The 24,005-nt window shown below is 44.8% G+C and carries 23 protein-coding genes and 1 pseudogene; 17 read left to right on the forward strand and 7 right to left on the reverse strand.

The genetic code is table 11. The features are described from left to right. Positions 1-88 precede the first annotated feature (88 nt). The 3 genes and pseudogenes from DWX76_RS04835 to DWX76_RS04840 all read right to left on the reverse strand — a co-directional run bounded on the left by DWX76_RS04835 (position 89) and on the right by DWX76_RS04840 (position 3,981). A pseudogene (locus tag DWX76_RS04835) lies at positions 89-3,138 on the reverse strand (SrtB-anchored collagen-binding adhesin). Positions 3,139-3,394: 256 nt separating this feature from the next. After that, complete coding sequence (locus DWX76_RS13905; RefSeq protein ID WP_182429728.1) at positions 3,395-3,559, reverse strand: hypothetical protein; 165 nt, start codon at positions 3,557-3,559, stop codon at positions 3,395-3,397. Between the two features lie 158 nt (positions 3,560-3,717). Further along, positions 3,718-3,981, reverse strand: coding sequence for an AAA family ATPase (locus DWX76_RS04840; RefSeq protein WP_243022453.1), 264 nt, complete (start codon positions 3,979-3,981; stop codon positions 3,718-3,720). A 206-nt stretch (positions 3,982-4,187) separates the two neighbouring features. On the opposite strand from DWX76_RS04840, the gene DWX76_RS04845 reads away from it, so the two are divergent. The 9 genes from DWX76_RS04845 to DWX76_RS13810 all read left to right on the forward strand — a co-directional run bounded on the left by DWX76_RS04845 (position 4,188) and on the right by DWX76_RS13810 (position 13,558). Beyond that, complete coding sequence (locus tag DWX76_RS04845; RefSeq protein ID WP_118570211.1) at positions 4,188-5,480, forward strand: IS110 family transposase; 1,293 nt, start codon at positions 4,188-4,190, stop codon at positions 5,478-5,480. A 530-nt stretch (positions 5,481-6,010) separates the two neighbouring features. Beyond that, positions 6,011-6,889 carry a glycosyltransferase family 2 protein gene (locus DWX76_RS04850; protein ID WP_412693991.1) on the forward strand — a complete coding sequence of 293 codons (879 nt, stop codon included), beginning with the start codon at positions 6,011-6,013 and terminating at the stop codon, positions 6,887-6,889. Between the two features lie 314 nt (positions 6,890-7,203). After that, positions 7,204-7,710, forward strand: a complete 507-nt coding sequence (locus DWX76_RS04860; protein WP_118570214.1) for a hypothetical protein — start codon at positions 7,204-7,206, stop codon at positions 7,708-7,710. Then, on the forward strand, positions 7,628-8,680 hold the full coding sequence (locus DWX76_RS04865; protein WP_243022454.1) for a DUF6020 family protein: 1,053 nt from the start codon (positions 7,628-7,630) through the stop codon (positions 8,678-8,680). The genes DWX76_RS04860 and DWX76_RS04865 overlap by 83 nt, the downstream gene beginning before the upstream one ends. A 28-nt stretch (positions 8,681-8,708) precedes the next feature. Beyond that, a complete protein-coding gene (locus tag DWX76_RS04870) occupies positions 8,709-9,623 on the forward strand; it encodes a nucleotidyltransferase family protein (protein ID WP_107001627.1) in 915 nt (304 codons plus the stop codon). A 37-nt stretch (positions 9,624-9,660) separates the two neighbouring features. Further along, positions 9,661-10,872 carry a hypothetical protein gene (locus DWX76_RS04875; protein ID WP_243022455.1) on the forward strand — a complete coding sequence of 404 codons (1,212 nt, stop codon included), beginning with the start codon at positions 9,661-9,663 and terminating at the stop codon, positions 10,870-10,872. Positions 10,873-11,113: 241 nt separating this feature from the next. After that, on the forward strand, positions 11,114-12,019 hold the full coding sequence (locus tag DWX76_RS04880; RefSeq protein ID WP_118467377.1) for a transposase: 906 nt from the start codon (positions 11,114-11,116) through the stop codon (positions 12,017-12,019). Between the two features lie 391 nt (positions 12,020-12,410). Next, positions 12,411-13,307, forward strand: a complete 897-nt coding sequence (locus tag DWX76_RS04885) for a transposase (protein ID WP_118570216.1) — start codon at positions 12,411-12,413, stop codon at positions 13,305-13,307. A gap of 56 nt (positions 13,308-13,363) precedes the next feature. After that, the gene (locus DWX76_RS13810; protein WP_146143927.1) at positions 13,364-13,558 is read left to right on the forward strand and encodes a hypothetical protein; all 195 of its coding nucleotides are present in this window, start codon (positions 13,364-13,366) and stop codon (positions 13,556-13,558) included. 109 nt (positions 13,559-13,667) lie between these two features. On the opposite strand, the gene DWX76_RS04890 is transcribed toward DWX76_RS13810, so the two are convergent. Together DWX76_RS04890 and DWX76_RS04895 are read right to left on the reverse strand one after the other, a co-directional pair. Continuing rightward, a complete protein-coding gene (locus DWX76_RS04890; RefSeq protein WP_118570217.1) occupies positions 13,668-14,183 on the reverse strand; it encodes an MATE family efflux transporter in 516 nt (171 codons plus the stop codon). Beyond that, entirely contained in the window at positions 14,177-15,007 is an 831-nt protein-coding gene (locus DWX76_RS04895) for an MATE family efflux transporter (protein WP_118570218.1), read from the reverse strand. The genes DWX76_RS04890 and DWX76_RS04895 overlap by 7 nt, the downstream gene beginning before the upstream one ends. A gap of 298 nt (positions 15,008-15,305) precedes the next feature. Between DWX76_RS04895 and DWX76_RS04900 the strand changes: the two genes are divergently transcribed. Further along, on the forward strand, positions 15,306-16,031 hold the full coding sequence (locus DWX76_RS04900) for a DUF6198 family protein (protein ID WP_243022456.1): 726 nt from the start codon (positions 15,306-15,308) through the stop codon (positions 16,029-16,031). 89 nt (positions 16,032-16,120) lie between these two features. Then, positions 16,121-16,861 carry a L,D-transpeptidase family protein gene (locus DWX76_RS04905; RefSeq protein WP_118570219.1) on the forward strand — a complete coding sequence of 247 codons (741 nt, stop codon included), beginning with the start codon at positions 16,121-16,123 and terminating at the stop codon, positions 16,859-16,861. Positions 16,862-17,146: 285 nt separating this feature from the next. On the opposite strand, the gene DWX76_RS04910 is transcribed toward DWX76_RS04905, so the two are convergent. Next, positions 17,147-17,431, reverse strand: coding sequence for a hypothetical protein (locus DWX76_RS04910; RefSeq protein WP_147353836.1), 285 nt, complete (start codon positions 17,429-17,431; stop codon positions 17,147-17,149). Beyond that, on the reverse strand, positions 17,371-17,946 hold the full coding sequence (locus DWX76_RS04915) for a hypothetical protein (RefSeq protein WP_147353837.1): 576 nt from the start codon (positions 17,944-17,946) through the stop codon (positions 17,371-17,373). Before DWX76_RS04915 ends, DWX76_RS04910 begins: the two co-directional genes overlap by 61 nt. Positions 17,947-18,487: 541 nt before the next feature. Here DWX76_RS04915 and DWX76_RS04925 point away from each other — a divergent pair. The 6 genes from DWX76_RS04925 (at position 18,488) to DWX76_RS04940 (ending at position 23,971) form a co-directional block, all read left to right on the forward strand. Further along, positions 18,488-20,116 (forward strand): response regulator, encoded by a 1,629-nt coding sequence (locus tag DWX76_RS04925; protein ID WP_107001617.1) that lies wholly within the window; start codon positions 18,488-18,490, stop codon positions 20,114-20,116. Continuing rightward, positions 20,116-21,915, forward strand: a complete 1,800-nt coding sequence (locus tag DWX76_RS04930) for a sensor histidine kinase (protein WP_118570222.1) — start codon at positions 20,116-20,118, stop codon at positions 21,913-21,915. The genes DWX76_RS04925 and DWX76_RS04930 overlap by 1 nt, the downstream gene beginning before the upstream one ends. Positions 21,916-21,984: 69 nt before the next feature. After that, positions 21,985-22,479: a hypothetical protein gene (locus DWX76_RS14250; RefSeq protein WP_243022457.1), complete on the forward strand. Its 495-nt coding sequence runs from the start codon at positions 21,985-21,987 to the stop codon at positions 22,477-22,479. Further along, on the forward strand, positions 22,476-22,706 hold the full coding sequence (locus DWX76_RS14255) for a hypothetical protein (RefSeq protein WP_243022458.1): 231 nt from the start codon (positions 22,476-22,478) through the stop codon (positions 22,704-22,706). The genes DWX76_RS14250 and DWX76_RS14255 overlap by 4 nt, the downstream gene beginning before the upstream one ends. Beyond that, the gene (locus tag DWX76_RS14260; protein WP_243021934.1) at positions 22,664-22,918 is read left to right on the forward strand and encodes a hypothetical protein; all 255 of its coding nucleotides are present in this window, start codon (positions 22,664-22,666) and stop codon (positions 22,916-22,918) included. The genes DWX76_RS14255 and DWX76_RS14260 overlap by 43 nt, the downstream gene beginning before the upstream one ends. 24 nt (positions 22,919-22,942) lie before the next feature. Next, the gene (locus DWX76_RS04940; RefSeq protein WP_118570223.1) at positions 22,943-23,971 is read left to right on the forward strand and encodes a galactose ABC transporter substrate-binding protein; all 1,029 of its coding nucleotides are present in this window, start codon (positions 22,943-22,945) and stop codon (positions 23,969-23,971) included. The last annotated feature ends 34 nt before the right edge of the window (positions 23,972-24,005 follow it).

Genomic DNA, 24,005 nt, shown 5'->3' on the forward strand with positions numbered 1-24,005 from the left:
TTGGCAGACAAGCCAGAATAAGCGGAAGTCTGCCGTTTGACAGCTTCGGCGGAGAGCGTGATTTTTCTTTTCTCATACCGTTACCGCCTTATGATTTCTTCATTTTACGACGTTTGCAGAAGAAGATACCTGCCAGTCCAGCACCAGAAGTTAGTAATAATGCAAGCAGTCCGTAAAGGTTCGTGTTATCGCCAGTTTTTGGACTGTCTGTTTTATGCGGTGTATCTGGTGTCTGCGGTGTTTCGGGTTTCTCTGGTTCTTCTGGGACTTTGGGGTTTTCCTTAAAGGTAATTGTCTGTCCCTCGTCCTCAATGTCCTTATGCTCGGTAACTTTCTTCGGCTCGTCTGGATTGCTGAAATCGTACAATTCTTCAAAAGTTACAAGCTGTTTGCCGTCAAGAGAAGTAGCATCAAAGGTAAAGGCAACTTCCACTTTCATAGTTTCGCTGTCAGCAGTAAAAGTATAATCACTTTCCACACGCTTTCCATTGATAAGAAGCTCGGCATTTTCTTCTTTCAACATCTGCCAGCCCACAAGTTTGTACTGTGTACCGATTTCTAAGCCCTCTAAGGTTACGGTATCAATGATTGTTACCTCTTTTCCTGCTTCAAGCTCTTTGTTTCCGTCCTTATCGGTAGCAGTCGTATGTATCTTGATGATACGCTCTGTGATAAGTACCGTCTGCCCGTCGTCCTCAATGTCTTTATGTTCCGCAACTTTTACAGGTTCTTCTGGATTGCTTAAATCATACAATTCTTCAAAGGTAACAAGGTTCTTTCCACCTAAAGCAGACGCATTGAATGTATAGGAAATTTCCGCTTTCATTTCCTCATCATCAGCGACAAAGGTATAGTCATTTTCTACACGCTTTCCATCAATGATAAGCTCGGCATTTTCTTCTTTTAACATCTGCCAGCCTTTGAGCTGATACTTTGTGCCTTTTGTAAGTCCGTCCAATTTTACAGTATCAACGATTGTTACCTCTTTTCCTGCAAGGATAGTCTTTTCGCCGTCTTTGCTGGTCGCTGTGGTATGAATAGAGATTTCTTTTTCGTATTCATCAGTCAGCGTTCCTAAATCAATCACAAGGTTATTTCTTGATACCACGATTTCAAAAGGTGGGATAAGTTCAAAGTCCTTGTTACTATCGCAACGCATTTCTTCAATGATATAGGTATCATAAGGTAATGCCCCCTTGCTGTCGTCTGGTTCAGAAGTCCCAAACCACACACCGTCCTCACTGGTCTTGCCTGCGTTTGTATTGTGCTTATGAGAAGCCCAGTCAGCAGAAGTGGAAAACTGCCCGTTATCATCAGTTACCACAACATGATTTTCGCCCGTTGTCTTGCTTGTGATCCTAAAAGGAACATCAGCAAGACGCTTGTGTGTGCCTGCACCGATTTTTACACCCTCAATATCTCCACGCTTAATTTGATTATAGATAGAATGGGCTTCGTCGGTTAAGTCCACGATTTTTCCATTTTCTGTGATTGTAAAATCAATCGGTTTTGCACCATCAGTTAAGTAACCGTCGGGAGCTTCACTCTCAACGATACGGAATTTTCCATAAGGTAAGAGGTCAGAAGAAGTAGAAGCGACACCCTCAATATCTGTACGAATTGTCTTTACCACTTCATTTTTCTTGTATAACTTGCCCTCAACCAATACTGCATTATCATTTAATGAAATGATGTCAAAAGCAGTATCTTTCAAAGTGGCACTTCCTTGTGGCTTCGTATCGCCCGTTTCTAAATCTCGTTTCTGAATTTTCACACCGCCACGGATAACCTTGTCTGATACGGAAAACTGGTTACTTCCAGATAGTACGGCAAGGTCGCCGTCCTCGGTAATCTGTGTTATATATAAGCCCTTAATCTGTTCGGACTTATCGCCAGCCTGCATATATGCACCGTCAAGCAAGTAGCCGTTTGGAGCTTTTGTTTCCTCAACGGTTAGTGTCCCAAGTGGAAGAACTGCTTTACCGTCCTGCATATAGAAACTGTCGCCAGATACTTTGTATGTGTCCGCTAATTTTGTGATGTAATGGGTTGTCCCGTCGCTGTCTGTTTCAGCGATTGTCTTTGTAACCCATGTACGAGTAGCTTCGGCAGGGAGATTGTCTTTGTTATAGAAGCCAGCATAATACTTCCATGTAAATTCCGCACCTGCTAGAGAAGCGTTCCCCTGCGGATTGTCTTTCTGTGTTTCCATATCAATCTTGAAAAGTTCAATCAAAGTGTCCGTTACCTTTGGTGTATCAGATACTTTCAAAGTTGCTGTCTTTCCAGCTTCAACCTTTAAGGAATATACAGTTTTATCTACTTTATATCCTGCTGGTGCGGATAATTCCTTGATATAGACTGTGCCAGCTTTTACCTCTACAACATCTGTATTTCCGTTTTCATCAGTCGTAAGGGTGGCAAGCTGTTTCGTACAGTCCTTATCAGAAAAGACACCATAGGTCGCACCTGCAATAGAGTAATTCCCGTTACCGTCTGTAATGCTGGTATTACTGGAAACCTTTTGCAGTTTCGCATTTCCAACATTTAATTTCGCCCAGAATTGCCCCAATTCCTGCCCCTCGCCAGATAGATATAACCGCCACATTCATAGCGTCCTTTATTTTCTTTGACAAAGGCTTTTGCACCAACGAAAACTTCGTCCTGCGTTGCCTTTGGTATTTCATCATAAGAAGCTCGCACGTTATCACATTGCCAGCCGAGATGTACGCTCAATCTCTGCCAGACTACAAGCTGTCTTAAAAGGTAAGCGTGATTTTTACTTATTCCGCTGTGGCTGTCTGTGTACTGTTTTACATATTCGATAGATAAGGCAACGTCGCTTATCTGGTCGGCACTCATACGGGTGCTTGCGTCAGCTCTGGTCTTGTAGCCGTTCTTAAAGTCTGTGTTAATGTCGATACAGTAAGCGTCCTCGCCCTCGACGGTCAAATGTCCCTCATTAAAGGTAGAACCAATTGAACCGTCATTCATTACTTTTTCAACGATACCGACACGCTCTTTTGACTCCGTCCAGTATTGCTTACTTTCTGCATGAACGGGTGTAGTCGGCAAAGCAGTAACGACAGTTGCAAGAGCTAAGAAGCCCGTACACAATCGTTTTAACATCTTTTTCATAAATCTAATGCTCCTTTCATTTTGGGTAATAAAATAGCCGTCCAATAAGAACGGCTGGAAATAGAAAAGGAACGTCATGTTAGGCGTTCCATAGTCTATAAAATATTTAATTTTTTCTTGTTTCAATACTGATGTGTTGTACCATAATATCTTTGCATATCTAGGAAAACTTGCGTATCAAGGCTCATTCGTTAGTAGTAAATAAGTAGTAAATTGATGTGTTTGTTTCCTTGAAAATGCTGATAGATACTGTGTTTTAGCGGATAATCAGATTTTTATTGTGTTTTTCAGATAAAAATGCCAGAATCTGTGGATCTCTGGTTAAAGTAAATGCTAAAAATGCCACTCCGATTCCCAGCACAATCGCCATGCCAAAAAGGATTCCCCAGACACTCCAGGTTGTTTTTGTATTAGCTGTCATACTCGATTGCCTCCTTAAAATTGATGGCTTTAGTGTAACGCAAAGATGTGTTCCTTTTGTGAAGAATACATAAAATTTCTGGTTATCTTTGTAAAAAGTATTTTATATACAAAAAGCAGCATACAGAGGCACGATTTTCTTGTTTTCATCAAATACAATTAATGTTGTTTCGCGGACAATCGTCTGACTGGATATATGAGAAAGAATCGGAACCAAGTATTCAGACTAATGTCTTCATCAAATGTCTGCTTAAGCTTTGGATTTGTATCAAAATTAAAGTAAACAGTATTTTCGTAATGGGTACGTCCAAATTCGAGAACAGAATAGGTTTTGCCTACCTGTCTGGCCCCCTGCAATATCAATGGTTTGCGATGTTTACTGTTTTTCCAGTATTCTAAAAATATTGTAATTTTTCGATACATGAAAACACCTCCCGATACTTTTCCATATCCGAAGTATAATGACCTGGTAATGCAGTTAGGATTTCGAGAAAATTATTTCAAAAAGTAAAAGGAGCTTCCTGTATAATAAAAAGCGTAGACGTTGAAAATTGAAAATACCTCAGAGTACAATAAGACTACTGACTGGCAGGTTAGTAAAAATCTTATTATACAGAGAGGTATCTACAATGAAGTCTAACACACAGAACGCAAAAATTGAAGCTATTACAGAAAAAACTTTGGTACTCGGAATTGATGTCGGAAGTGAAATGCACTATGCCAGAGCTTTTGATTACAGAGGAATCGAGTATTCGAAGAAGCCATTTAAGTTTAGCAACACAGAGGCTGGATTTGTGACATTTAAGGAATGGATCCTGGACCTCAAAGAAAGACATGAGAAGGATAAGGTGATTCCAGGTATGGAACCGACCGGGCATTACTGGTTCAATCTTGGAAAGTTTCTACAGGATAATGAAATGAAACCGGTGCTTGTAAATCCTCACCATGTGAAAAAATCAAAAGAACTCGACGACAATAATCCGACTAAAAACGACCGTAAGGATCCGAAAGTTATAGCAGGATTAGTTAGGGAGGGACGTTACATGATCCCATATCTGCCGGATGGTGTTTATGCTGATCTTAGAACAGCATCAAACATAAGATTCCAGTTACAGGCGGAACTTACAAGAATTCAAAACAGGATCAGTCGTTGGTTCAATATATATTTTCCTGAATATAAGACGGTATACGGAAAGCCGGATGCCAAGAGCGGAATGCTAATCCTTAAAGCAGCACCACTCCCTGAAGATATCCTGACGTTAGGTATCGATGGAGTGAACCAAATCTGGCGTGATGAGAAGTTAAGAGCAGTTGGAAAGGCGAGGGCGAAGACCCTGATAGAAGCTGCTGAGCACAGCGTTGGAAGCAAAGAAGGTGCGGTGTCTGCAAGAATGGAAATTCGAATGCTTCTGGAGGACTATGAATCCAGAAATACGCGTCTACAGGAAGTTATAGTTCTAATTGAAGAACTGGTAAGAAAGATTCCGATGGCTGAAAAGCTGTTAGAGATCAAAGGTGTGGGAATCAGGACAGTGTCAGGATTCCTTGCAGAAGTAGGTGATATCAGCCGCTTCAACAATCCGAAGGAATTGCAGAAACTTGCAGGATTGGCATTGGTTGAAAATAGTTCAGGAAAGCACAAGGGCGAGACAACAATAAGCAGACGAGGTCGAAAGAGACTCAGATATCTGCTCTTTGAGGTTGCAATGTCACTTGTGTCGAAGAACCAGGAGTTCAGGGAACTCCATAATTATTACATAACCAGAAGACTAAATCCATTGAAGAAAATGCAGTCACTTATGGCAATTGCAGCCAAGCTGATACGAGTCTTTTATGCCATGCTGACGAAAGGCGTAGATTATGATCCGAAAAAGATGGTCAGTGACATCAAGAGACCAGCAGTTTATCTACAGGCTGCGTAAGAAAGACAAGTAACTGTAATGGAGGCTGTCATGTGGACAGCCACTGAATCAAGCGGAATGTAACAGATAACGTCCACTGATCATAGTGCTGGAACAGGAAGCGAGTCAGTAATCAATAATACAAAGAATGAGCCAATAGTCGGCAGAAATCATCACCAAGGGGCATGACCCGTAAAGGAGCATAGCTGACACCCTGGTTATGGGCAGGCAGAACGAAGGAAGTTAGGACCTCTGGAGACAGAGATGATCCTGGTGGATATAGGAGGTTAGCTGCCATAGAGGGAAGGGTATACGCAAGGCCAGTAAAGCGAAAATCAATGACGTTTTATTTCGTATACAATTCAACCGCTATTTCAGTACCTGATACATCGAAATGCTCATAGCTGTGGCTTATTCACTGAGATATGAAAGGTTGAAAAACCTTGAATTTTCAATAAAAAACACTTGATTATATGAGGAGGAGATATAATAATGGATAAAGTAGCAGTTTTATTCCGTGCTATAACGAAGAAAAAACAATTGGAAAAGTTGTGAAAGATTGGAAAAAAGAATTACCAGATGCAATGGTTTATGTATATGATAATAATTCAACCGATAATACGGTAGAACTGGCAAAAAAAGCTGGGGCAATTGTGCGGTATGAGCATAGTCGAGGTAAAGGTAATGTTATTCGAAGAATGTTCAGAGAAATTAATGCTGAGTGTTATATCATGATAGATGGAGATGATACCTATCCAGCGGAATATGGAAAAAATATGGTGGAGCTAGTACTCCATAAAAATGTAGATATGGTTATAGGGGACAGGCTTTCATCTACATATTTTGAAGAAAATAAAAGACCATTTCATAATTTTGGAAATAGTTTAGTAAGAGGGAGTATTAATCGATTGTTCCATACCAACATTCGAGATATTATGACAGGATATCGTGCATTTAGTTATCTTTTTGTGAAAAGTTTTCCGGTTCTTTCCAAAGGATTCGAAATTGAAACAGAAATGACGATCCACGCAGTTGAGAAAAATATGAGTGTTGAAAATATGATAATTGAATATAGAGATCGCCCGGAAGGAAGTGAGTCAAAGTTAAATACATATTCTGATGGCGTAAAAGTTTTAAAGACTATTGGAAGATTGTATAAAAATTATAGACCGATGAACTTCTTTGGAATAATGTCAGTTTTACTATTTGTTTTGTCTCTGATATTGTTTGTGCCGGTGTTTTTTAAATATTTACAGACAGGATTAGTTCCTAATTTTCCAACGCTAATTGTATCAGGCTTTATTGCATTATCCGCGTTGATTTCATTCTTTTCAGGACTCATTTTATCGGAAATTGTGGAGAAAGAACGTAGAGAATATGAATTTAGATTACAAACGATTGAAATGAGCAAGGAGAGGATTGTTAAATGAATGTATTAAAAGAAAAATATAATGAAGTAAAAATTATATTTTCGATAGTAATGGGATTTATAGGTATAACCGGAATACAGATGCAATATTTGAATTATGCTCAAAATGTTCCGGGGGGGGGGGTATTCTGGCGATTGTATTTTTCGTCACCTCCAAGTTGTATTATCAAATTTCGATAAAGAGAGGTATTAGATTTTATATCCAAGTTGCTTTATCTGCTTTTTATGCAGTGATTTTGAATTTTGGAATTCAATTGGATTTGTTATCCACAATCCAATTGAATGGAATCACACTTTTAAGTCTACTTTTTTTTAATGATTGAAATATTTCCATTTATCGTTTGCATGATGGAGTATTTTGATAAAAAAAAGATTGTTGGTAAAGAAGATAAAAAAAGTTTAAGAAATTGTTTTGTTATAATTCTTTTTGCTTGGATAATGGCATATTTGGCACTGTTTCCAGGGGTTTATGCAACAGATGCACCATATTGGTATCATGAGTTTTTGAGAAAAGATATTCCTATATCATCTCAATGGTCTCCAGTATATTGTGGAATATTTTATTTGTTTGTTAATAGTGGAAAGCTTTTTTTTGATAATTATTCCATAGGATTTGCAGTGTTTACTTTACTGCAAATGAGTATTTCACTTTATGTTATCTGGAATATCTTATCATTTATAAATGATAAGACAAACAAAACGTTGGTGATTCTATCTACACTTTTTTTTTCTGTTGCCTATGCATGTAATTCTTTCCTTAACATCAGCGCAAGATTCAATTTTTACAGCGTCTTTTGCCATGGTGGTCTTATTGCTAATTGAATATTTGCTGGATGAGCAATTTTTGGACAAGAAAAATACTATAAAATTGTTTTTATGGATGTTTTTAATGTGTGTCATTAGAAATAATGGAGTATATGTTCTTGCTTTTGTGCTTCTGACTGCTTTATTGTTGAAAGCCAGAAGAAAATTGTTGATGTTATTGACAAGCGTTATAATATTGGTAGCTGTGTATCAAGGACCGGTATATGCTTTGTGTGGAGTACAGAAGGGAACGGCACTGAGAGAGATGCTGAGCTTACCCTTGCAACAAATGGCGTGGGTATATAATAATGATGATTTGACGGAAAAGCAACGCAAAGAGATGCAAAGCTTTGTCCCTGATGAGGGATGGAAAAATTATACGCCCTTTATTTCGGATCCGGTAAAATCAAATTTAAAAGTAGAAGAGGTACAGAGGGATAAGATTTCTTTTTTGAAATCATATATAAAATTTGCTGCTTTTGATTCAATAGGATATGTACAGGCATTTGGATTACAGACTCTGACTTTATGGTATCCAGACAAAAACTGGCCGGATGCCAGACCATGGCATCCATATATAGATATCCTGTGTTATGATAAGTCGGTGGCATATGATCCTGGATTTGAGATTAATAGAGAAAGTTTGTTTCCGAGTTATCAATTATTGTTAGAGAATTTGTATGGAAAGGGAATTCCAGGTAATGGTTATGGTGGAAGTTTGAAAATGATTTTTTCTAAAATACCGATTTTTTCGATATTATGTCAGGCAGGATTTTATAGTTGCCTTTTGCTTTTTCTCGGTGTGTATACTCTTTTGATTAATAGAAATAAGAAAATAATTTTGCTTTTGAGTATGATATTTGGTATATGGCTTACTGTACTTTTAAGTCCAGTAATTATGTATCGTTACTGTGCACCTTTTATATTTACAGCTCCACTATATATTTCGTCAATGTTCCTTTTGAAAGAAGAGACCAGGAGTAAATAAAAGTTAAATAGTTTACGGAGGAAAAAACATGAACACAACCCTCATCATCATGGCTGCCGGTATCGGTTCTCGTTTTGGAACCGGTATCAAGCAGCTGGCTAAGATGGCTCCGAATGGAGAGATTATTATGGATTTTTCGATTTACGATGCGAAGGAAGCTGGTTTTACAAAAGTTGTATTTGTAATTCGGAAAGCCATTGAGAAAGAATTTAAAGAAGTGATTGGAAATCGCTTATCTAAGGTTATGCCTGTGGAATATGTCTATCAAGAGTTAGAAGACTTGCCTGAAGGCTATCATGTTCCAGAAGGACGAGTAAAACCATGGGGAACCGGGCAGGCAATTCTGGCTTGTAAAGATGTTGTGAAAGAACCATTTGTGATCATCAATGCAGATGATTATTATGGGAAAGAAGCTTTTTCGAAGCTTCATGAGTTCCTGCTTTCTGGAAATACAGATGCGGATAAGATAAATCTGGCAATGGCAGGCTTTTCTTTAAAGAATACGCTGAGTGAAAACGGAGCGGTTACCAGAGGTGTCTGCGTGGCAGATGAGGCGGGATTCTTGAAAGAGGTCGTTGAAACGACGGGAATTCAGTGTGTAGATGGAAAAATCCAGTGTGATAATGCGAAGGTAAGCAAATGGATCACACCGGATACGATGGTATCCATGAATATGTGGGCCGGATATCCGGATTTTTTGCGGTACATAGATGAAGGATTTGCCAGATTCCTTGATGCATTAGGGGAAAATCCGGAGAAGAAGGAGTATCTTCTCCCAAATATTGTGGCGGAATTGCTTGAAAAGAAGTTAGCTTCCGTAAAAGTTTTGAATACGCCGGACAGATGGATTGGAATTACTTATAAAGAAGATATAGAACCGGCGCAGGAGGGATTCCGACAGATGATAGAGAGTGGATTATATCCGGAAAATTTGTGGGATTAGGATAAAGTAAGAACAAATGAAATTAGAGAGAAACAGGATGGTTGAAGTTTTATTTTACACAGCCGTCCTCACCAAACAATTCTACCTTCTCCCCAGCGGCAGCATCGGCATCGCGGATCTGTTTTTCGCCTTGTCCGGTGCCCTGGCGCTTATCATGGCGTGGAGAAGTGGTAAGAAAATCTGGTATCAGGAAGATTTTCCCTGGGTGGTATTCCTGATATTTGCAGCTGTCATTAATGGCATTTATTTTGTTCGGACAGGAAAAGGAAGTTTTCCGTTACATACGCTTTATTGGATTTATTCTGCATTCCTGATCTGGGCGTTCCGGACACTTTATTCGGATTCGTTTATGCGGGGACTTTGCTGGATATGTCGGATCAATCTGGTGTTTCAGACAATTGTTTTGATTTCCGGACGAGGACGCTATTTTCATGAGAGCTGGGGCGGTTCTCGGTTTATGGGAACGTTTAATGATCCGAACCAGTTTGCTTTTTTCATCTTTACGATGATTCTGGTGCTTTTTATGGAATACCGGCGGAAGGCAGAGTATACAGTCAAGACACGGATTGCGTGCTGGGGAATGTTTTTTTGGGGAGTTCTTCTGATTGGAAAAGCAAAATCAACCGGTATGTTTGTGGGACTGCTTGCCTTTTTTGTAATACTGGCATGGCAGTTTTTCTGGGAAAGATGCACGCACTCAAAGTATAAAAAACTCTGGTGGTTCGGCGGGGCAGCTGTTGTAGTGATGCTGGCGCTGGGCGTCTATCGGATCTGGCCAGGGGCAAATTTTGATGTTTCGCAGACGGATTATACGCTTCTTTCCAGAATCCAGCAGAAAATATGGAAGCTGGCAAATGGAAATCTCTATGATCTGCTGTATGACAGAAGTGCGGAGCGGCTGGTATTGACGCTCAGTATTTGTTTTATGGAGCGGGAGAGGGTTTTTTTGAACGTTTTTATTCCGTATGATGGATTTGAGAAGCTTCTGAGTCCGGGCGTGTTTGATGTTTTTCATGTTAATGAGATTCATTCCAGCTTTTTTGATGTCTGGTTTTCGTATGGACTGATTCCTACCACATTTCTGGTGTATTGGATTGTGAAAAATGTGATTCGGTGTGAGAAAGCGCAGAGGGCGGCGGTGCTGGCACTTCTGGCAGAGAGTTTTACGCTGATGAACTGCAGGCAGCCGTTTTTCTGGTTTGTTATTGTGATGGCGGGGATGTCTGGGAAGAAGGGAAGAAGGACATGAATTTGAAACATCAAAAGTTTGTTAAAAAAGGATGTTATTCTGCTTGCATCTCCTGTAAGGATATGCTACATTTAACATAACAAGCATATATTTTTCTTTACCACATTTCATATATTTATCTATATTCTAAAAATAATCTAAGAAAATCTTATGCTTATCCAAGTCAACAACAATTGAAGAGCAGGAGATTTTCAAAGGGTTAAAAGAAAAGTGGAAATTCTCCTGCCAGAAGGGAGAATGAATGAGAAGTAGGAATTCTGTAAAAGTGAAGCGGAATCACAAGGATACGCTGTTTCGGATGATTTTCAGCACGAGGGAGAATCTGCTGAGTCTTTATAATGCGGTGAATCATTCGCATTACACAGATGCATCGGAGCTTGAGATTGTGACGCTGAAAAATGCGGTTTATATGAACATGAAGAATGATCAGGCGTTTCTGCTTGATATGCAGCTGAACCTTTATGAACATCAGTCCACCTGGAATCCGAATATGCCGCTGCGCTTTTTGATGTATGTGGCAAAGGAGTACCAGATGCTGGTGCGGAATCAGACGCTTTATGCATCGGCGCTGGTAAAGGTGCCGACACCGCATTTTGTTGTGTTTTATAATGGGGAGACGGAGCAGGAGGCGGAGACGATTCTGAGGCTGTCGCATTCGTTTCAGCAGAAGACGGATAAACCAGAGCTGGAATTGATGGTAAGGGTGTTGAATATTAACCTTGATAAGAAACAGGAAGTGTTGGAGGCGTGCCAGCTTTTGAAAGAATATATGCTTCTGGTGAATAAGATTCGTAGATATACGGATGAGTATAAAGATATTAATCAGGCAGTCGAACAGGCAGTGACGGAGTGTATCGAGGAAAATATACTGGCTGATTTTTTAAGAAAGAATCGGGCGGAGGCGATTGAAATGTGTATTTTTGAATATGATGATAAGCGGGAGAAGGAGCTGATCCGGAAGGCGGAGTATTCGGAAGGTATGAAAGAGGGAGAAAGGATTGGACGGGAAGCTGGAAAGAAAGAAGAAGCCGAACGGATATTTAAAATTTACCAATTATTTCGCGCGAACTACACGGAAAACCAGATTAAAGAGAAGCTGGGGATGAATGTAGAAGAAGTACGGAAAATTTTGGAACGATTTAAATGATTTTTAGCTTAGACGGGAGTGTCTTTCGGAGGGAGGGCACTCCTTATTTGAATACGAAAGTTATGACAGATGCACCGTTGGATATGGAAATGCGGAAACGGTATCTGGGAATGTTCTGGGGCAGTTACTGTTCACTCATGTGTGAACAGTAATCTGGGGCATAAAATAGGAATATAAAAGAAATAAATTCTTCTTGCATCCTATATGCGGATATGCTACATTTATCTTATCAAGCATATATTTTTCTTTATCAGCAATTTAAGCGGTATCTAATATTCTAATTTTAATCTGAGAAATCTTATGCTTATCCAAGTCAACAATAATTGAAGAGCAGGAGATTTTCAAAGGGTTAAAAGAAAAGTGGAAATTCTCCTGCCAGAAGGGAGAATGAATGAGAAATATGAATTCTGTAAAAGTAAGGCGGGATCACAAGGATACGTTGTTTCGGATGATTTTCAGTACAAGGGAGAACCTGTTGAGTCTGTATAATGCGGTAAATCATTCACATTATACGGATGCAAAAGAGTTGGAGATCGTGACGCTGGAAAATGCAGTTTATATGAATATGAAAAATGACCAGGCATTTTTGCTGGATATGCAGTTGAATTTGTATGAACATCAGTCAACCTGGAATCCGAATATGCCGCTGCGTTTTCTGATTTATGTGACGAAAGAATACCAGATGCTCATTCGGAATCAAACGCTGTATGCGTCAACGCTGGTAGAATTGCCGACCCCACACTTTGTTGTATTTTACAATGGAGAAGAGGAGCGGGAAGCGGAAAGTGTTCTGAAACTGTCACATTCATTCTGCCAGAAGGCGGATGAACCAGAGCTGGAATTGATAGTGAAGGTATTGAATATTAATCTGGATAAAAAACAGAGGATTTTGGAAACTTGCTGCCTGTTGAAAGAGTATATGCTTCTGGTTGACAAGATTCGTAAATATGCGGCAGAGTATAAGGACATAAACCGGGCGGCAGAGCAGGCTGTGACGGAATGTATTGAGGAAAATATACTGGCTGATTTCCTGAGAAAGAATCGAACGGAGGCGATAGAGGTGTGTATTTTCGAATATGATGAGAAACGGGAAAAGGAATTGATTCGGAAGGCAGAGTATGCGGAAGGTAAGAAGGATGGATTAAAGGAAGGGCAGAAGCAGGGTGAAGAACGGGTGTTTGAAATTTATAGATTATATCGAGATAAATATACAGAAAACCAGATTGCAGAACAGATGAAGATAGATGTGGATGAAGTTAGGAATATTTTGGAAAAGTTTAAGGAATAGGTGCGGCGGTTGGTTATACATATGCGGATCAGCTGGATAACTGGACGGATGCGCTTATGATTGGAAATGCCTGTTATCAAAAAGAAGATGTCAGTGCCCTGAACTGCGTTGCTGCAGCCTACCGACCAGATTACCAGAATGAAGATCCAATATTCTTATATCCATATCGTGTTTACATACCGGGCACTGGCAGCAGCGGTGTGCGCGTGGAGTGGAATGTGCATGGTAAAAATGGAGTTTGTGTTTTATAGATAGTAGTGTGCTAAAATTTTAGGAGAGGGTAAAACGCGAAAAAGAGCTCTAAACGAAATAAGGATGGAAGAAATCACCCTCCAAAGTGAATTCTTCCATCCCTTTTCTTTACTCTTTTACAATCCGAAACTCCCTCCATTTTCCACTCCGGTAGCGCATCACAACTACGAAGCAGGCGATCAGCCATGCGGGCGGCATGCTCACATAGTAGCAGCGGAAGCCAACCGGGGTGAGCGCCAGCAGGAAGGAGAGCGCGAGGCGGATGCCCAGGTTGATGAAGCCGGAAGCTGCCGGGATCTTGACATCGCCTGCACCCTGCAGAAAACCGCAGGTGATGTTGGTGATCGTGCTGGTCCAGATGAAGAACATCAGGATGTCGAGATGTTCCTTTGCGCGCCGCAGGGACTCTCCGGTGATGTTGAAGATCTGGAGAAGCGGCCGGTCAAAAAGCAGAACCACGATACTGATGGAGATACTGATCAGGACACCCATCAGGATGGTCGTGCGGTAACCGCGGCGGGCACGGTCCAGCTTTTCGGCGCCGATATTCTGTCCGGCGAAGCTGGAGATGGCGACGTTAAAGCTCTGGGACGGGATGTGTGCGAGCTGTTCGACCTTCAGCATGGCAGCGTAGCCTCAATGCTGGGAGCGCCGAATGAGTTGATGAGACGCTGCAGGATGAGGAAACCAATCGAATTGACGCCCGTCTGCAGCATGATCGGAATACTCAGGCGCATCAGCAGCGCCCCCTGTCCTTTCCAGGCGTAGAGATAACGACGTTTTGGCAGCAAGTCCGGGAAAATATGCCGCAGGTACAGGAAACTGGCGATGGCAGAACCTGCCTGTGCGATCACGGTCGCGGCAGCCGCGCCGGAGACACCCATATGAAAGACGGAGATAAACACACAGTCCAGCACGATGTTCAGGGCGGCGGAGATCATCAGGAAAATGAGTGCGCCGCGCGAATCACCGTGTGCCCGCAGGATGCCATAGGTAACATTGTAGAGCAGCTGGAAAATAATTCCACCGCTGTAGATCAGAAAGTATGCCATACTGTCGAAACGCATTTCTTCCGGTGCCTGCAAAAAACCGAAAATAACTGGACGGGCTGCCAGAAAGCAGGCGGCGGTTAAAAATATACTTACGCCCACGGCAATCAGATAGGAGACGGAGATGGATTCCTGTATGTCTGTCTCTTTTTTGGCACCGAAATACTGGGCAACTGCGATGTTGACACCGGCACCGATGGAGGTGCAGATGGCGGTCAGAAGCCAGATCATGGAGCTGGTTAGTCCGACGGCTCCAAGGGCGGTTGCGCTGATGAGGTTTCCGACGATCACGCTGTCAGCGAGGTTGTACAAAACCTGCAGCAGGTTTGCCCCCATGATAGGCAGGGAAAAGAGCAGGATGGAGGACCATTCCCGCCCTTCGGTCATATCTTTTTTCATATGTATAAAACTCCTTTGATACAGCTAAAATCATGAGTTTAGTGTAGCATAGAGGATGGAAAAAGTAAAGAGAACGGAAAGCGCTTGTCAAGTGGAAAGAGGAGGATCTATAATAGAATAGATTTAATGTAACTGTTCAGCAGGTCTGCGCATTTACTGCGCTGACCGTACGAAAACATGGGCCAGCAGGCAAAAATCCCATTGCCATAGGCAATTTTTAATGGATTTTTGCGCGTGACTGTGAGGGGACTGAACAGTTACGATTTAACGAATATTAAGAAAAAGGGATGAGGAAATCTTGAATCACAACATGGAAATGACGGAGAAACCGACGGGAAGCGGGGCAGCACGGTGGAGCTTCTATCTGATGGGGCTTCTGATTCTGGCGATGGGGCTTACACTCAATACCAAAGCAGGACTCGGAGTGTCGCCGATTATTTCACTTTCGTATGCAGCGTCCGTGATCTGGAACCGGAATTTTGGTGATATGACCTTTGTCCTGTATGGTATCTTTGTCTTGATTCAGGCGGCGATTCATCTGCGGGAGAAAGGAGAAGCAGGACGCAGCTTGCTTATGAAAGATGCTCTGCAGTTTCCATTGAGTATTGCATTTACAAGATTTCTGAATGTATTTTCAGCGTGCATACCGCCGCTGGAAGAATGTGGACCGGCGGCTTCTGGACTTTTAGGACGCATGGGCGTGCTGGTGCTTGCCCTGACTTTTACAGGCGTCGGCGCAGCGATGTCCCTGTCAATGCGGCTGGTGCCAAATCCGGGTGATGGTCTGGTGCAGGTGCTGGCGGACACCTTTGGAATCGACACAGGTCTGATGAAGAACTGTGTCGATGTAACCTGTATCGTTTTGTCACTGCTCATGGGGCTTTTGTTTGCGGGAAAACCGGTGGGAATCGGCATTGGAACGGTCTGTGCTGTCGTGCTGGTGGGGCGCGTGATTGCGCTGTTTCATCATATTTTTGGAAAGGCGATGCTGCAGGCGGCTGGACTGGAAAGTGGCAGGAACTGACAGAGTGTGTGGAAAAAGGTGTGCGAAAGATAAAAGCAGCCGATTTTTGAGTGAAATTCAGATACATAAAATAATAGGAGATAAATAAGATGAAATTGAGAATGAAGCGGAAAGCAATGGTAGTATTGGCAGCAGGCATGTTGATGAGTGCGGCAGCTCCGGCGGCTGCGATGGCGGCGGAGAAAGCGACAGGACCGGCGCTTACGGCAAGCTACAACGGGGATGTAAATACACTGGAGGCGGCGAAGGATGCAACGCAGCTGATTGTGGTGATTGGCAACCGCCAGGATCCGGCGAAGAGCCGTCTGGACTGGTATAAACGCGATGCAGATGGAAAACTGGTGCAGGTGATGTCGAAAGAAGCGGTCAGCGGCATGAACGGCATCACGACGCAGAAGCAGGAGGGCGATAAGAAGACACCGGCGGGTGTGTACCGCTTTACGATGGCATTTGGCCTGAAGGCAAATCCGGGAACGATTCTGCCGTATCACCAGATCGCGGACGGCGATTATTATGTGGATGACGGAAACAGCCAGTATTATAACAAGCTGGCAAATACGAAGCAGGTACAAAAGGACTGGAATTCGGCGGAGGATCTGATGGCGCAGGCACCGCAGTATAATTATGGCCTGGTGCTGGATTATAATCCGGAGTGTACACCGGGAAAGGGATCGGCGATCTTTCTGCATTGCCCGAAGAGCTGGAATAATACGGGAACTTCCGGGTGCATCAGTATTCCGGAGGAAGATATGAAACAGGTTGTGCGCCAGGTGGATACCGGGACGAAGATTGTGGTGGTGCAGGATGAGAGCGATTTAGCAAATTACTAATTAGATAGGCTGTGAGAGTCAGATCTCATTTGGGGATTTTTATCTGGAAGCAGATAGGAACCCCCAGATGAGGTTTTTTTGTTTCATAGGACATAATTTTCTAATGAAAAAACGCCGGACAGTATCCGGCGCTCAGGTGTCTCAAAATATCTGTCTCTATGTTGGCATTATCCAAATCAGGTTTTGGACCGGAACTTGTGGTTCCCTTTCAGCCTGCATCACAAGCCCTCATTATCGAAATGAATTGTAGCATGATTTGGAAAAATAGCAGTGGTAACTCTGGTTTTATGATTTATTTGCCGCGCCCATCTGCTGGGTCAGCATCCGCAGCATTTCCGCCTGCCGTTTCTGCGCCGGGGGCATTCTGTCGGTCAGAATCGAAAAAAGAGTGTCCATTTCCGAGGCTGAGAATTGCGGGGAACCGTTGCTGCCCCGGAGACTCATGAGAAGAGGCAGAAGCTTGTCTTGCGGCATATTTCTTGCCTGATTGGCTAACTGTTCCATCTGTTTTATTTTGTCTGGATCCATGGAGCGGAGTCTCGGATCCTGTTTCCAGTTTTGAAATTCCATAGTGTGTGCCTCCTGTCTGTTTGAAGTGGATGTGCAGATGCACGGTCTGTGGGTTCTTTCTGTCTGCGGGGATAATCGGCTTGCGGGTAAAGAACAGATGCCGGAACTGCATCAGAATTGGGTGAATCATTCCGGATATCTTGCGAAGTCGGAAAGGATGCTGTCTGCGGCATATTTTGCCAGTAGGATTCATAGAGGCGGGAACCTTCGATAAAATTTAAGACCAGATCGATCGAACTTTGCTCTTCCTCTGTGCCATACGGCTTGATCGCTTTCAGCATATCAATCGGCGAATCCTTGTCGCGTTCGCCCACCGAGCAGATTCCGATCTCACCGTCGGCCGGATCAGCAAATAGCTGCATCGTCTTTTCTAGTTCGCGGAATTTCACAAACAGGGAGAAAAAACGCTGTTCCGGGATGTGAATATAGGGAAGCGCCGCCTTGACAAGCTGCATATGTGGGAGTGAGGTCAGGCGGTCTAACTCGGTCATTTTGAGAGAAACATCTTGGTTCACGAAAAAAACCTCCCAAATCTTTGTCTCAATATATGCAGATGAGAGGAAAAAAAGACGTTTTGGTTCACGGGTAGGCACTTTTGGAACCGAAAAAGAACGGGAATGTTTAAAGAAAAAAGCTCCGGGACAGGAAAAACCACATATAGTATATTATAAAAAATAAGAAAGAAAAGGATTCAGAGCTATGAACACCCGGCTGATCATTGATGGAAATGCCGTTTATGAAATAGATGAAGACTGTCTCGCCTGCCGCGGACGGCGGACTGGATGCAGACGCTGTGTGGAACCGGGTTCCCGCACCCGGGGACGAAGCACGCCTTTACAGAAATTGGAACCTGCCAGTGAAAAATCACAAACTCACAAATAAAGAAAGATGTGGTATAATGTAAAGAAAGAAATTCCCCTCATTCCAGCCTGCCCAGCCACTTCCTCATGAGGTGTCAGGGAAAGCTGGAATGGGGATACCGTAGCAGAGCTCCAGAGTCCTAAGACAAACTGGCTCACAACAACATTGCATCAGGAACTGAAAGGACGAATCCATATGAACCCATATAAAATCATGCTGGTAGATGACGAGGAGGAAGTACGGACAAGCATCATACGCAAAATCGACTGGCAGGATGCCGGATTCGAGGTGATCGGGGATGCGGAGAACGGGAAGGAAGCGCTGGAAAAGATCGAGCAGAATGAGCCGGATGTTGTGCTGACAGACATCCGGATGCCATATATGGACGGGCTGGAGATGGCGGAGAATATACGGCAGAGATATCCGTCCATCAAGATCGTGATTTTTTCTGGTTTTGATGAATTTGAGTACGCCAAAAAGGCGATCAAGCTCAATGTGATCGAATATATTTTAAAGCCGGTCAATGTCGAAGAGCTGACGGCGATTTTAAAGAAAATCAAGAAAAATCTCGATGAGGAGATCGAGCAGAAGCGGAATGTTACCCTGCTTCGGGAGAGTTATATCAAGAGCCTTCCGGCGATCCGGGAACATTTTTTGAATGACCTGATTCACGGCGGCATGGAGGAAGCGCAGATTGAGGAAAAACTGAACGAATATGCGATCGACGTTGCGGGTGCGGTCAAATGGGTGATTGCGGCGATCCATCTGGAACCGGATGAGAAGGTGGACAAGGCAGTTTCGCTGCATCAGCAGCGGGAGCTGATTCCGATTTCCGTCCGCAATCTGATTGAGGAAAAACTGGAAGGGCAGTACCGTTTTATTGTGTTCCACTCTTCCTTTGAGACGATCCTTCTGGTGGCGATCGACAAAGACAATACGCAGACCGGACTGATTGCCCTGCTGGGCGATATCTGCAAGGAGACGAAGAAAATTCTGGAGGTATCGGTTACGATCGGCGTGGGTGAGAGCTGCAGTTCGCTGACGGATTTAAGCCGCCCGTGCCACACGGCACTCAATGCGCTCGGTTACCGTGCGATCACAGGTTCCGGCGGTGTGATCTGCATCGGCGATATGGAGCCGTCCGGGCATGAAAAACTCCGGTTCGACAGCCGGATGGAGTCGGAGCTTATAGCGGCAGTCAAGTTTGGACCGAAGGAAAAGATCCGTTCCGTGATAGACGGGATTGTGAGCCGGATGGAGGATGCGCGGGTGCATTACCGCCAGTATCAGGCGTATGTGCTTGCGATCATCAATGTGCTGACACAGCTCTCCCAGCAGTATGATCTGCGGATCAGCGAGATGTTTGGCGTGGAAAATGATTATTTCGAGATTCTGGGGCGCGTCCAGAAGATGGAGAATGTCCGCCCGTACCTGACCGAGGTGGCGCTCAAGATGAATGCCGGAATGGAAGAAGAGCGGAGCAATACGACAAAAAACGTGATCCGCGAGGCGAAGCAGTACATTCAGGACAATTTTCAAGATCCGGATCTGTCGGTGGAGAAGATCTGCCGCCATCTGCATATGAGCCCGGCGTATTTTTCAACGATGTTTAAGAAGGAGACGGGACAGGCGTACATCGCCTATCTGACCGATGTCCGGCTGGGGCGCGCGGTCGAGCTTCTGATGGCAACTGACGACAAGACGTATATCATCGCGGAAAAGGTCGGCTACCCGGAGCAGAACTATTTCAGTTACGTATTTAAGAAAAAATTCGGTGTTTCCCCGACGCGGTACCGCACGGCACACCGGAGTGGGGAGGCATAATGGGTAAAAAAAGGACGATCTGGAAGAAAAAGCTCTTTGACGACGCCAGCATCCGGTCGATGATCTTTATCTATTTTACGATCACGGCGCTGGCGGCGAGCGTGCTGATCTCCCTGTCGCTGTACCAGAGAATGTCACGGCAGGTCACGGAAGTAGTACAGGAGGAGAGCCAGAACCTGATCGCGCAGGTGGGGCGCTCTGTGGAGTCGTATCTCCGCACGATCATGAAGCTGTCCGACTCGCTTTATTATGGCACGATCAAGAATGCCGATCTGTCGAGCCAGTCGCTTGGAAGTGAATTTACGCTTCTCTACGATAATAATAAGGATAATGTGGAGAATATTGCCCTGTTTTCGGAGGATGGGGCGCTTCTGGAGGCAGTCCCGGCGGTGCGTCTGAAAAATGAGGTGGATGTGACGCAGGAAGAATGGTTCCGGAGCGCCTTAAACCGGACGGAAAACCAGCATTTTTCCCTGCCGCACGTACAGTATGTGTTTGACAATGCGGAAAATCAATACCGATGGGTCATTTCGCTATCGCGGGCGGTCGAACTGACACACGGAACCTCGACCTCGCAGGGCGTCCTTCTGGTCGATATCCGCTATTCGAGCCTGGAACAGCTCTTTGGCGGCATCACGACGGGGCGCGGCGGTTATTTCTATATGATCAGCGGAAATGGCGAGATTCTTTACCACCCGCAGATGCAGCTTCTGGATTCCGGCTGGGTGCAGGAGAACAATGGACGGGCAGTCGGCTATTCGGACGGAAATCATGAGGAGATATTTGCCGGAAAAAAGCGGATGGCGACGGTCAAGACGATCGGCTACACAGGCTGGAAGGTGGTCGGGGTGACGCCGGAAAATGCCGTGTCGCTCAACACGATCAAAACCCGGCTTTTTATCGTATTTGTCATTGCCCTCATTTTGTGCATTCTGGCTCTGATTAACTCTTATATTTCATCGAGGATCACGAATCCGATCCGCGAGCTGGAAAAATCGGTCGGCGTCCTGGAGGCGGGCAATTTAAGCGCACCGGTGTACATCGGCGGTTCGTATGAGATCCGCCATCTGGGAAAATCGATCAGTGATATGGCGGGTCAGATCCGCCTCCTGATGCAGGATATTGTGCGTGAGCATGAGGCGAAACGCAAGCAGGAGTTTGATACGCTGCAGTCGCAGATCAATCCGCATTTCCTCTATAATACGCTCGATATCATTGTCTGGATGATTGAAAATGAGCAGAAAACGGAGGCGGTCAAGGTGGTGACGGCGCTGGCGCGGTTCTTCCGTATCAGTTTAAGCCGCGGCAAGAGCTTAATTACTGTGAAGGATGAGCTGGAACACGTCCGGAATTACCTGATGATCCAACAGATGCGGTTTAAAAATAAGTTTACCTATACGATCGAGTCAGATGATGAGGTTTTGGAACTTGCAAGTTTAAAACTGATGCTGCAGCCGCTGGTGGAGAATGCGATCTACCATGGCATGGAATATATGGACGGCGACGGCGAGATCTTCGTGCGCGCCTGGCAGGAGGAAAAAGAGCTGTATCTGGAGGTGCGGGACAATGGGCTTGGCATGACGGAGGAACAGGTCGAGAGCCTCTTTACCGATACGGCGCACGTGGCATCCAAGCGCGGATCCGGCATCGGGGTACGCAATGTCAACGAGCGGATCAAGCTGTATTTCGGCGCGGAATATGGTCTTTCGATCGAGTCGGAGCCGGATGAGGGAACCGCGGTGAAGATTCATCTTCCGGCAGTGCCTTACGAGAAAGTGCTGGAAGAGAAGAAAGTGTAAAAGTGGGGGCGACAGATCAATGCGATATGGAGTGAGAAAAAAAAAGGAGCTGGTGCTCTGGGGAATCCTGTGTGTGGGACTTATTTTGCTGTATCTCCTTTCCTCCACGGATTGGATCATCAAGGAAAAAGAGGTGGAGGTCTACCCGGTGTCCTGATTATCAGCGATACTTCGGATGATGATTACGTCAACTTCCGCAAGGGCGTGGATCAGGCGGCGGTTGAGTATAATGTAGATGTCAGCTTTATTACCCTGTATGAAAAGGATAATCTGGCACAGCAGATGGAGCTGGTGCGCCGGGAAGCGGCAGACGGTGCCGGGGCAGTGATACTGGAGCCGGTTGATGAGCTGGAATGCCGCCAATATCTGGAAGAAAATACATATGGAACGCCGATTATCCTGCTGGGTGAATTATCACCGGATGAGGAGGTCAAGGGGGCGGTTCATATGGACTGGACGGCAGCCGGGAGAAAGCTTGGCGAGGCGATTACGGCGGAACAGAGCCCGATCTTCCTGTCTGGATCTTTGCAGATAACCCATATATCGGCAAGGCGGGGGAGATGAAGCAGGGGCTGACGGAGGTGCTGGAAAAACAGGGCTTTTCCTATACCATTGTGCGCGCGGCACCGATGATACTTACCGTTCCGTCATTGAAAAAACAGTTTATCCGGGCAGCGGCACGGCGGTGGTGGCGGCACTGGATTTCGCCAGCACAGCGGAGGCGGCGGAGATTGTCGGCGGAAGCAGCGTGTACGGAAAATACATTTCCGGGCTATACGGCGTCGGGATGATGCCGTCCCTGCTGGATCAGCTTGACAAGGGGACAATCCGGGGGCTGGTGGTGACAAACCAGTTTGACGCGGGCTATTTTGCGGTCAAAAAAGCAGTGCAGGCGATTGAAAAAGAGCAGGAGAGAAGCCAGCTTTCATTGGAATCCTACTATATAGAGAAAGATGAGCTGCGCTCGAAGAAATATGAGAAGATGCTGTACCCGATTGATTAAAAATCCGGGAGGGAGTATAGAAAGATGAAAAAAAACGGAAAAAGCATTCAGATGGCGCTGGCACTTCTGGCAGTGGGCACACTTCTTTTAAATGGATGCAGCGCGGCAAAACCGGCAGAAAAAAAGAGCATCCGTATCGGTGTAACGCTGTACCGGGGCGAGGATGCCTTTATCAACAATATCCGTTCCAGCCTGGAGGAAAAGGCGAAGGAATATGAGCAGCAGACGGGCATTAAGGTCAATCTGGAAATCATGGATCCGAAGGGAAACCAAAATACGCAGAACAGCCAGGTAGATCGTTTCCTTTCCCTGGAATACGATGCGATCTGCGTCAATATGGTGGATCGCTCAGCAGCATCGTATGTCATCAACAAGGCGATGGATGCCGGGACGCCGGTCGTATTTTTCAACCGCGAACCGGTCGAGGAGGACATGAAACGGTGGGAGCACCTCTATTATGTAGGGGAGGACGCGCGGGAATCGGCGGTTCTGCAGGGAGAGCTTCTGGTGGATGCGTATCAGGAAAATCCGGGCAGTCTTGATTTAAATGGGGATGGAACCGTGGGATATGTGATGTTGGAGGGCGAGCGCAGCCATCAGGATTCGCTGATCCGGACAGAGTGGTCGGTGCAGACGATGCGCGACGGAGATATTCCGCTGGAAAAACTGACCGGTGGTTCGGCAAACTGGGATCGGAGCCAGGCGGCGGCGCTGATGGAACAGTGGATCCGCCAGTTCGGGGATGCGATCGAGGTGGTGATCGGCAACAACGATGAGATGGCGCTCGGAGCTGCCGAGGCGCTTGAACGCGCCGGTGACACAAGGGGCGTCAAGGTGGTCGGCATCGACGGAACCCCGCAGGGAATAGAGGGGCTTAAGAGCGGAAAACTGTATGGAACAGTCCAGTGTGACAGCGACGAGTATGCAGAAGTGATTTTTGAGATAGCTGCCGCTGAGGCACTTGGTCAAAATGTACAGGAAAAGGTCGAATTAGAGGAAGGAACCTATTATCAATGCAGTCAGAAAGCGTTGACTGTTGCTGATTTACCATAAAATCCCACAGTTTCACACCGGAAAAACAAGAATA

This window comes from Clostridium sp. AF21-20LB (assembly GCF_003478795.1).
GTDB classification, from domain to species: Bacteria; Bacillota; Clostridia; order Lachnospirales; family Lachnospiraceae; genus Otoolea; species Otoolea fessa.

Excerpts from the sequence above, each read along its gene's own strand:
- DWX76_RS13905 (WP_182429728.1), bottom strand. The coding sequence starts at position 3,559 with ATGACAGCTAATACAAAAACAACCTGGAGTGTCTGGGGAATCCTTTTT.
- DWX76_RS04840 (WP_243022453.1), bottom strand. The coding sequence starts at position 3,981 with ATGTATCGAAAAATTACAATATTTTTAGAATACTGGAAAAACAGTAAA.
- DWX76_RS04845 (WP_118570211.1), top strand. The coding sequence starts at position 4,188 with ATGAAGTCTAACACACAGAACGCAAAAATTGAAGCTATTACAGAAAAA.
- DWX76_RS04860 (WP_118570214.1), top strand. The coding sequence starts at position 7,204 with ATGATTGAAATATTTCCATTTATCGTTTGCATGATGGAGTATTTTGAT.
- DWX76_RS04865 (WP_243022454.1), top strand. The coding sequence starts at position 7,628 with ATGCATGTAATTCTTTCCTTAACATCAGCGCAAGATTCAATTTTTACA.
- DWX76_RS04870 (WP_107001627.1), top strand. The coding sequence starts at position 8,709 with ATGAACACAACCCTCATCATCATGGCTGCCGGTATCGGTTCTCGTTTT.
- DWX76_RS04875 (WP_243022455.1), top strand. The coding sequence starts at position 9,661 with ATGGTTGAAGTTTTATTTTACACAGCCGTCCTCACCAAACAATTCTAC.
- DWX76_RS04880 (WP_118467377.1), top strand. The coding sequence starts at position 11,114 with ATGAGAAGTAGGAATTCTGTAAAAGTGAAGCGGAATCACAAGGATACG.
- DWX76_RS04885 (WP_118570216.1), top strand. The coding sequence starts at position 12,411 with ATGAGAAATATGAATTCTGTAAAAGTAAGGCGGGATCACAAGGATACG.
- DWX76_RS13810 (WP_146143927.1), top strand. The coding sequence starts at position 13,364 with ATGATTGGAAATGCCTGTTATCAAAAAGAAGATGTCAGTGCCCTGAAC.
- DWX76_RS04890 (WP_118570217.1), bottom strand. The coding sequence starts at position 14,183 with ATGCTGAAGGTCGAACAGCTCGCACACATCCCGTCCCAGAGCTTTAAC.
- DWX76_RS04895 (WP_118570218.1), bottom strand. The coding sequence starts at position 15,007 with ATGAAAAAAGATATGACCGAAGGGCGGGAATGGTCCTCCATCCTGCTC.
- DWX76_RS04905 (WP_118570219.1), top strand. The coding sequence starts at position 16,121 with ATGAAATTGAGAATGAAGCGGAAAGCAATGGTAGTATTGGCAGCAGGC.
- DWX76_RS04910 (WP_147353836.1), bottom strand. The coding sequence starts at position 17,431 with ATGGAATTTCAAAACTGGAAACAGGATCCGAGACTCCGCTCCATGGAT.
- DWX76_RS04925 (WP_107001617.1), top strand. The coding sequence starts at position 18,488 with ATGAACCCATATAAAATCATGCTGGTAGATGACGAGGAGGAAGTACGG.
- DWX76_RS04930 (WP_118570222.1), top strand. The coding sequence starts at position 20,116 with ATGGGTAAAAAAAGGACGATCTGGAAGAAAAAGCTCTTTGACGACGCC.
- DWX76_RS14255 (WP_243022458.1), top strand. The coding sequence starts at position 22,476 with ATGAAGCAGGGGCTGACGGAGGTGCTGGAAAAACAGGGCTTTTCCTAT.
- DWX76_RS04940 (WP_118570223.1), top strand. The coding sequence starts at position 22,943 with ATGAAAAAAAACGGAAAAAGCATTCAGATGGCGCTGGCACTTCTGGCA.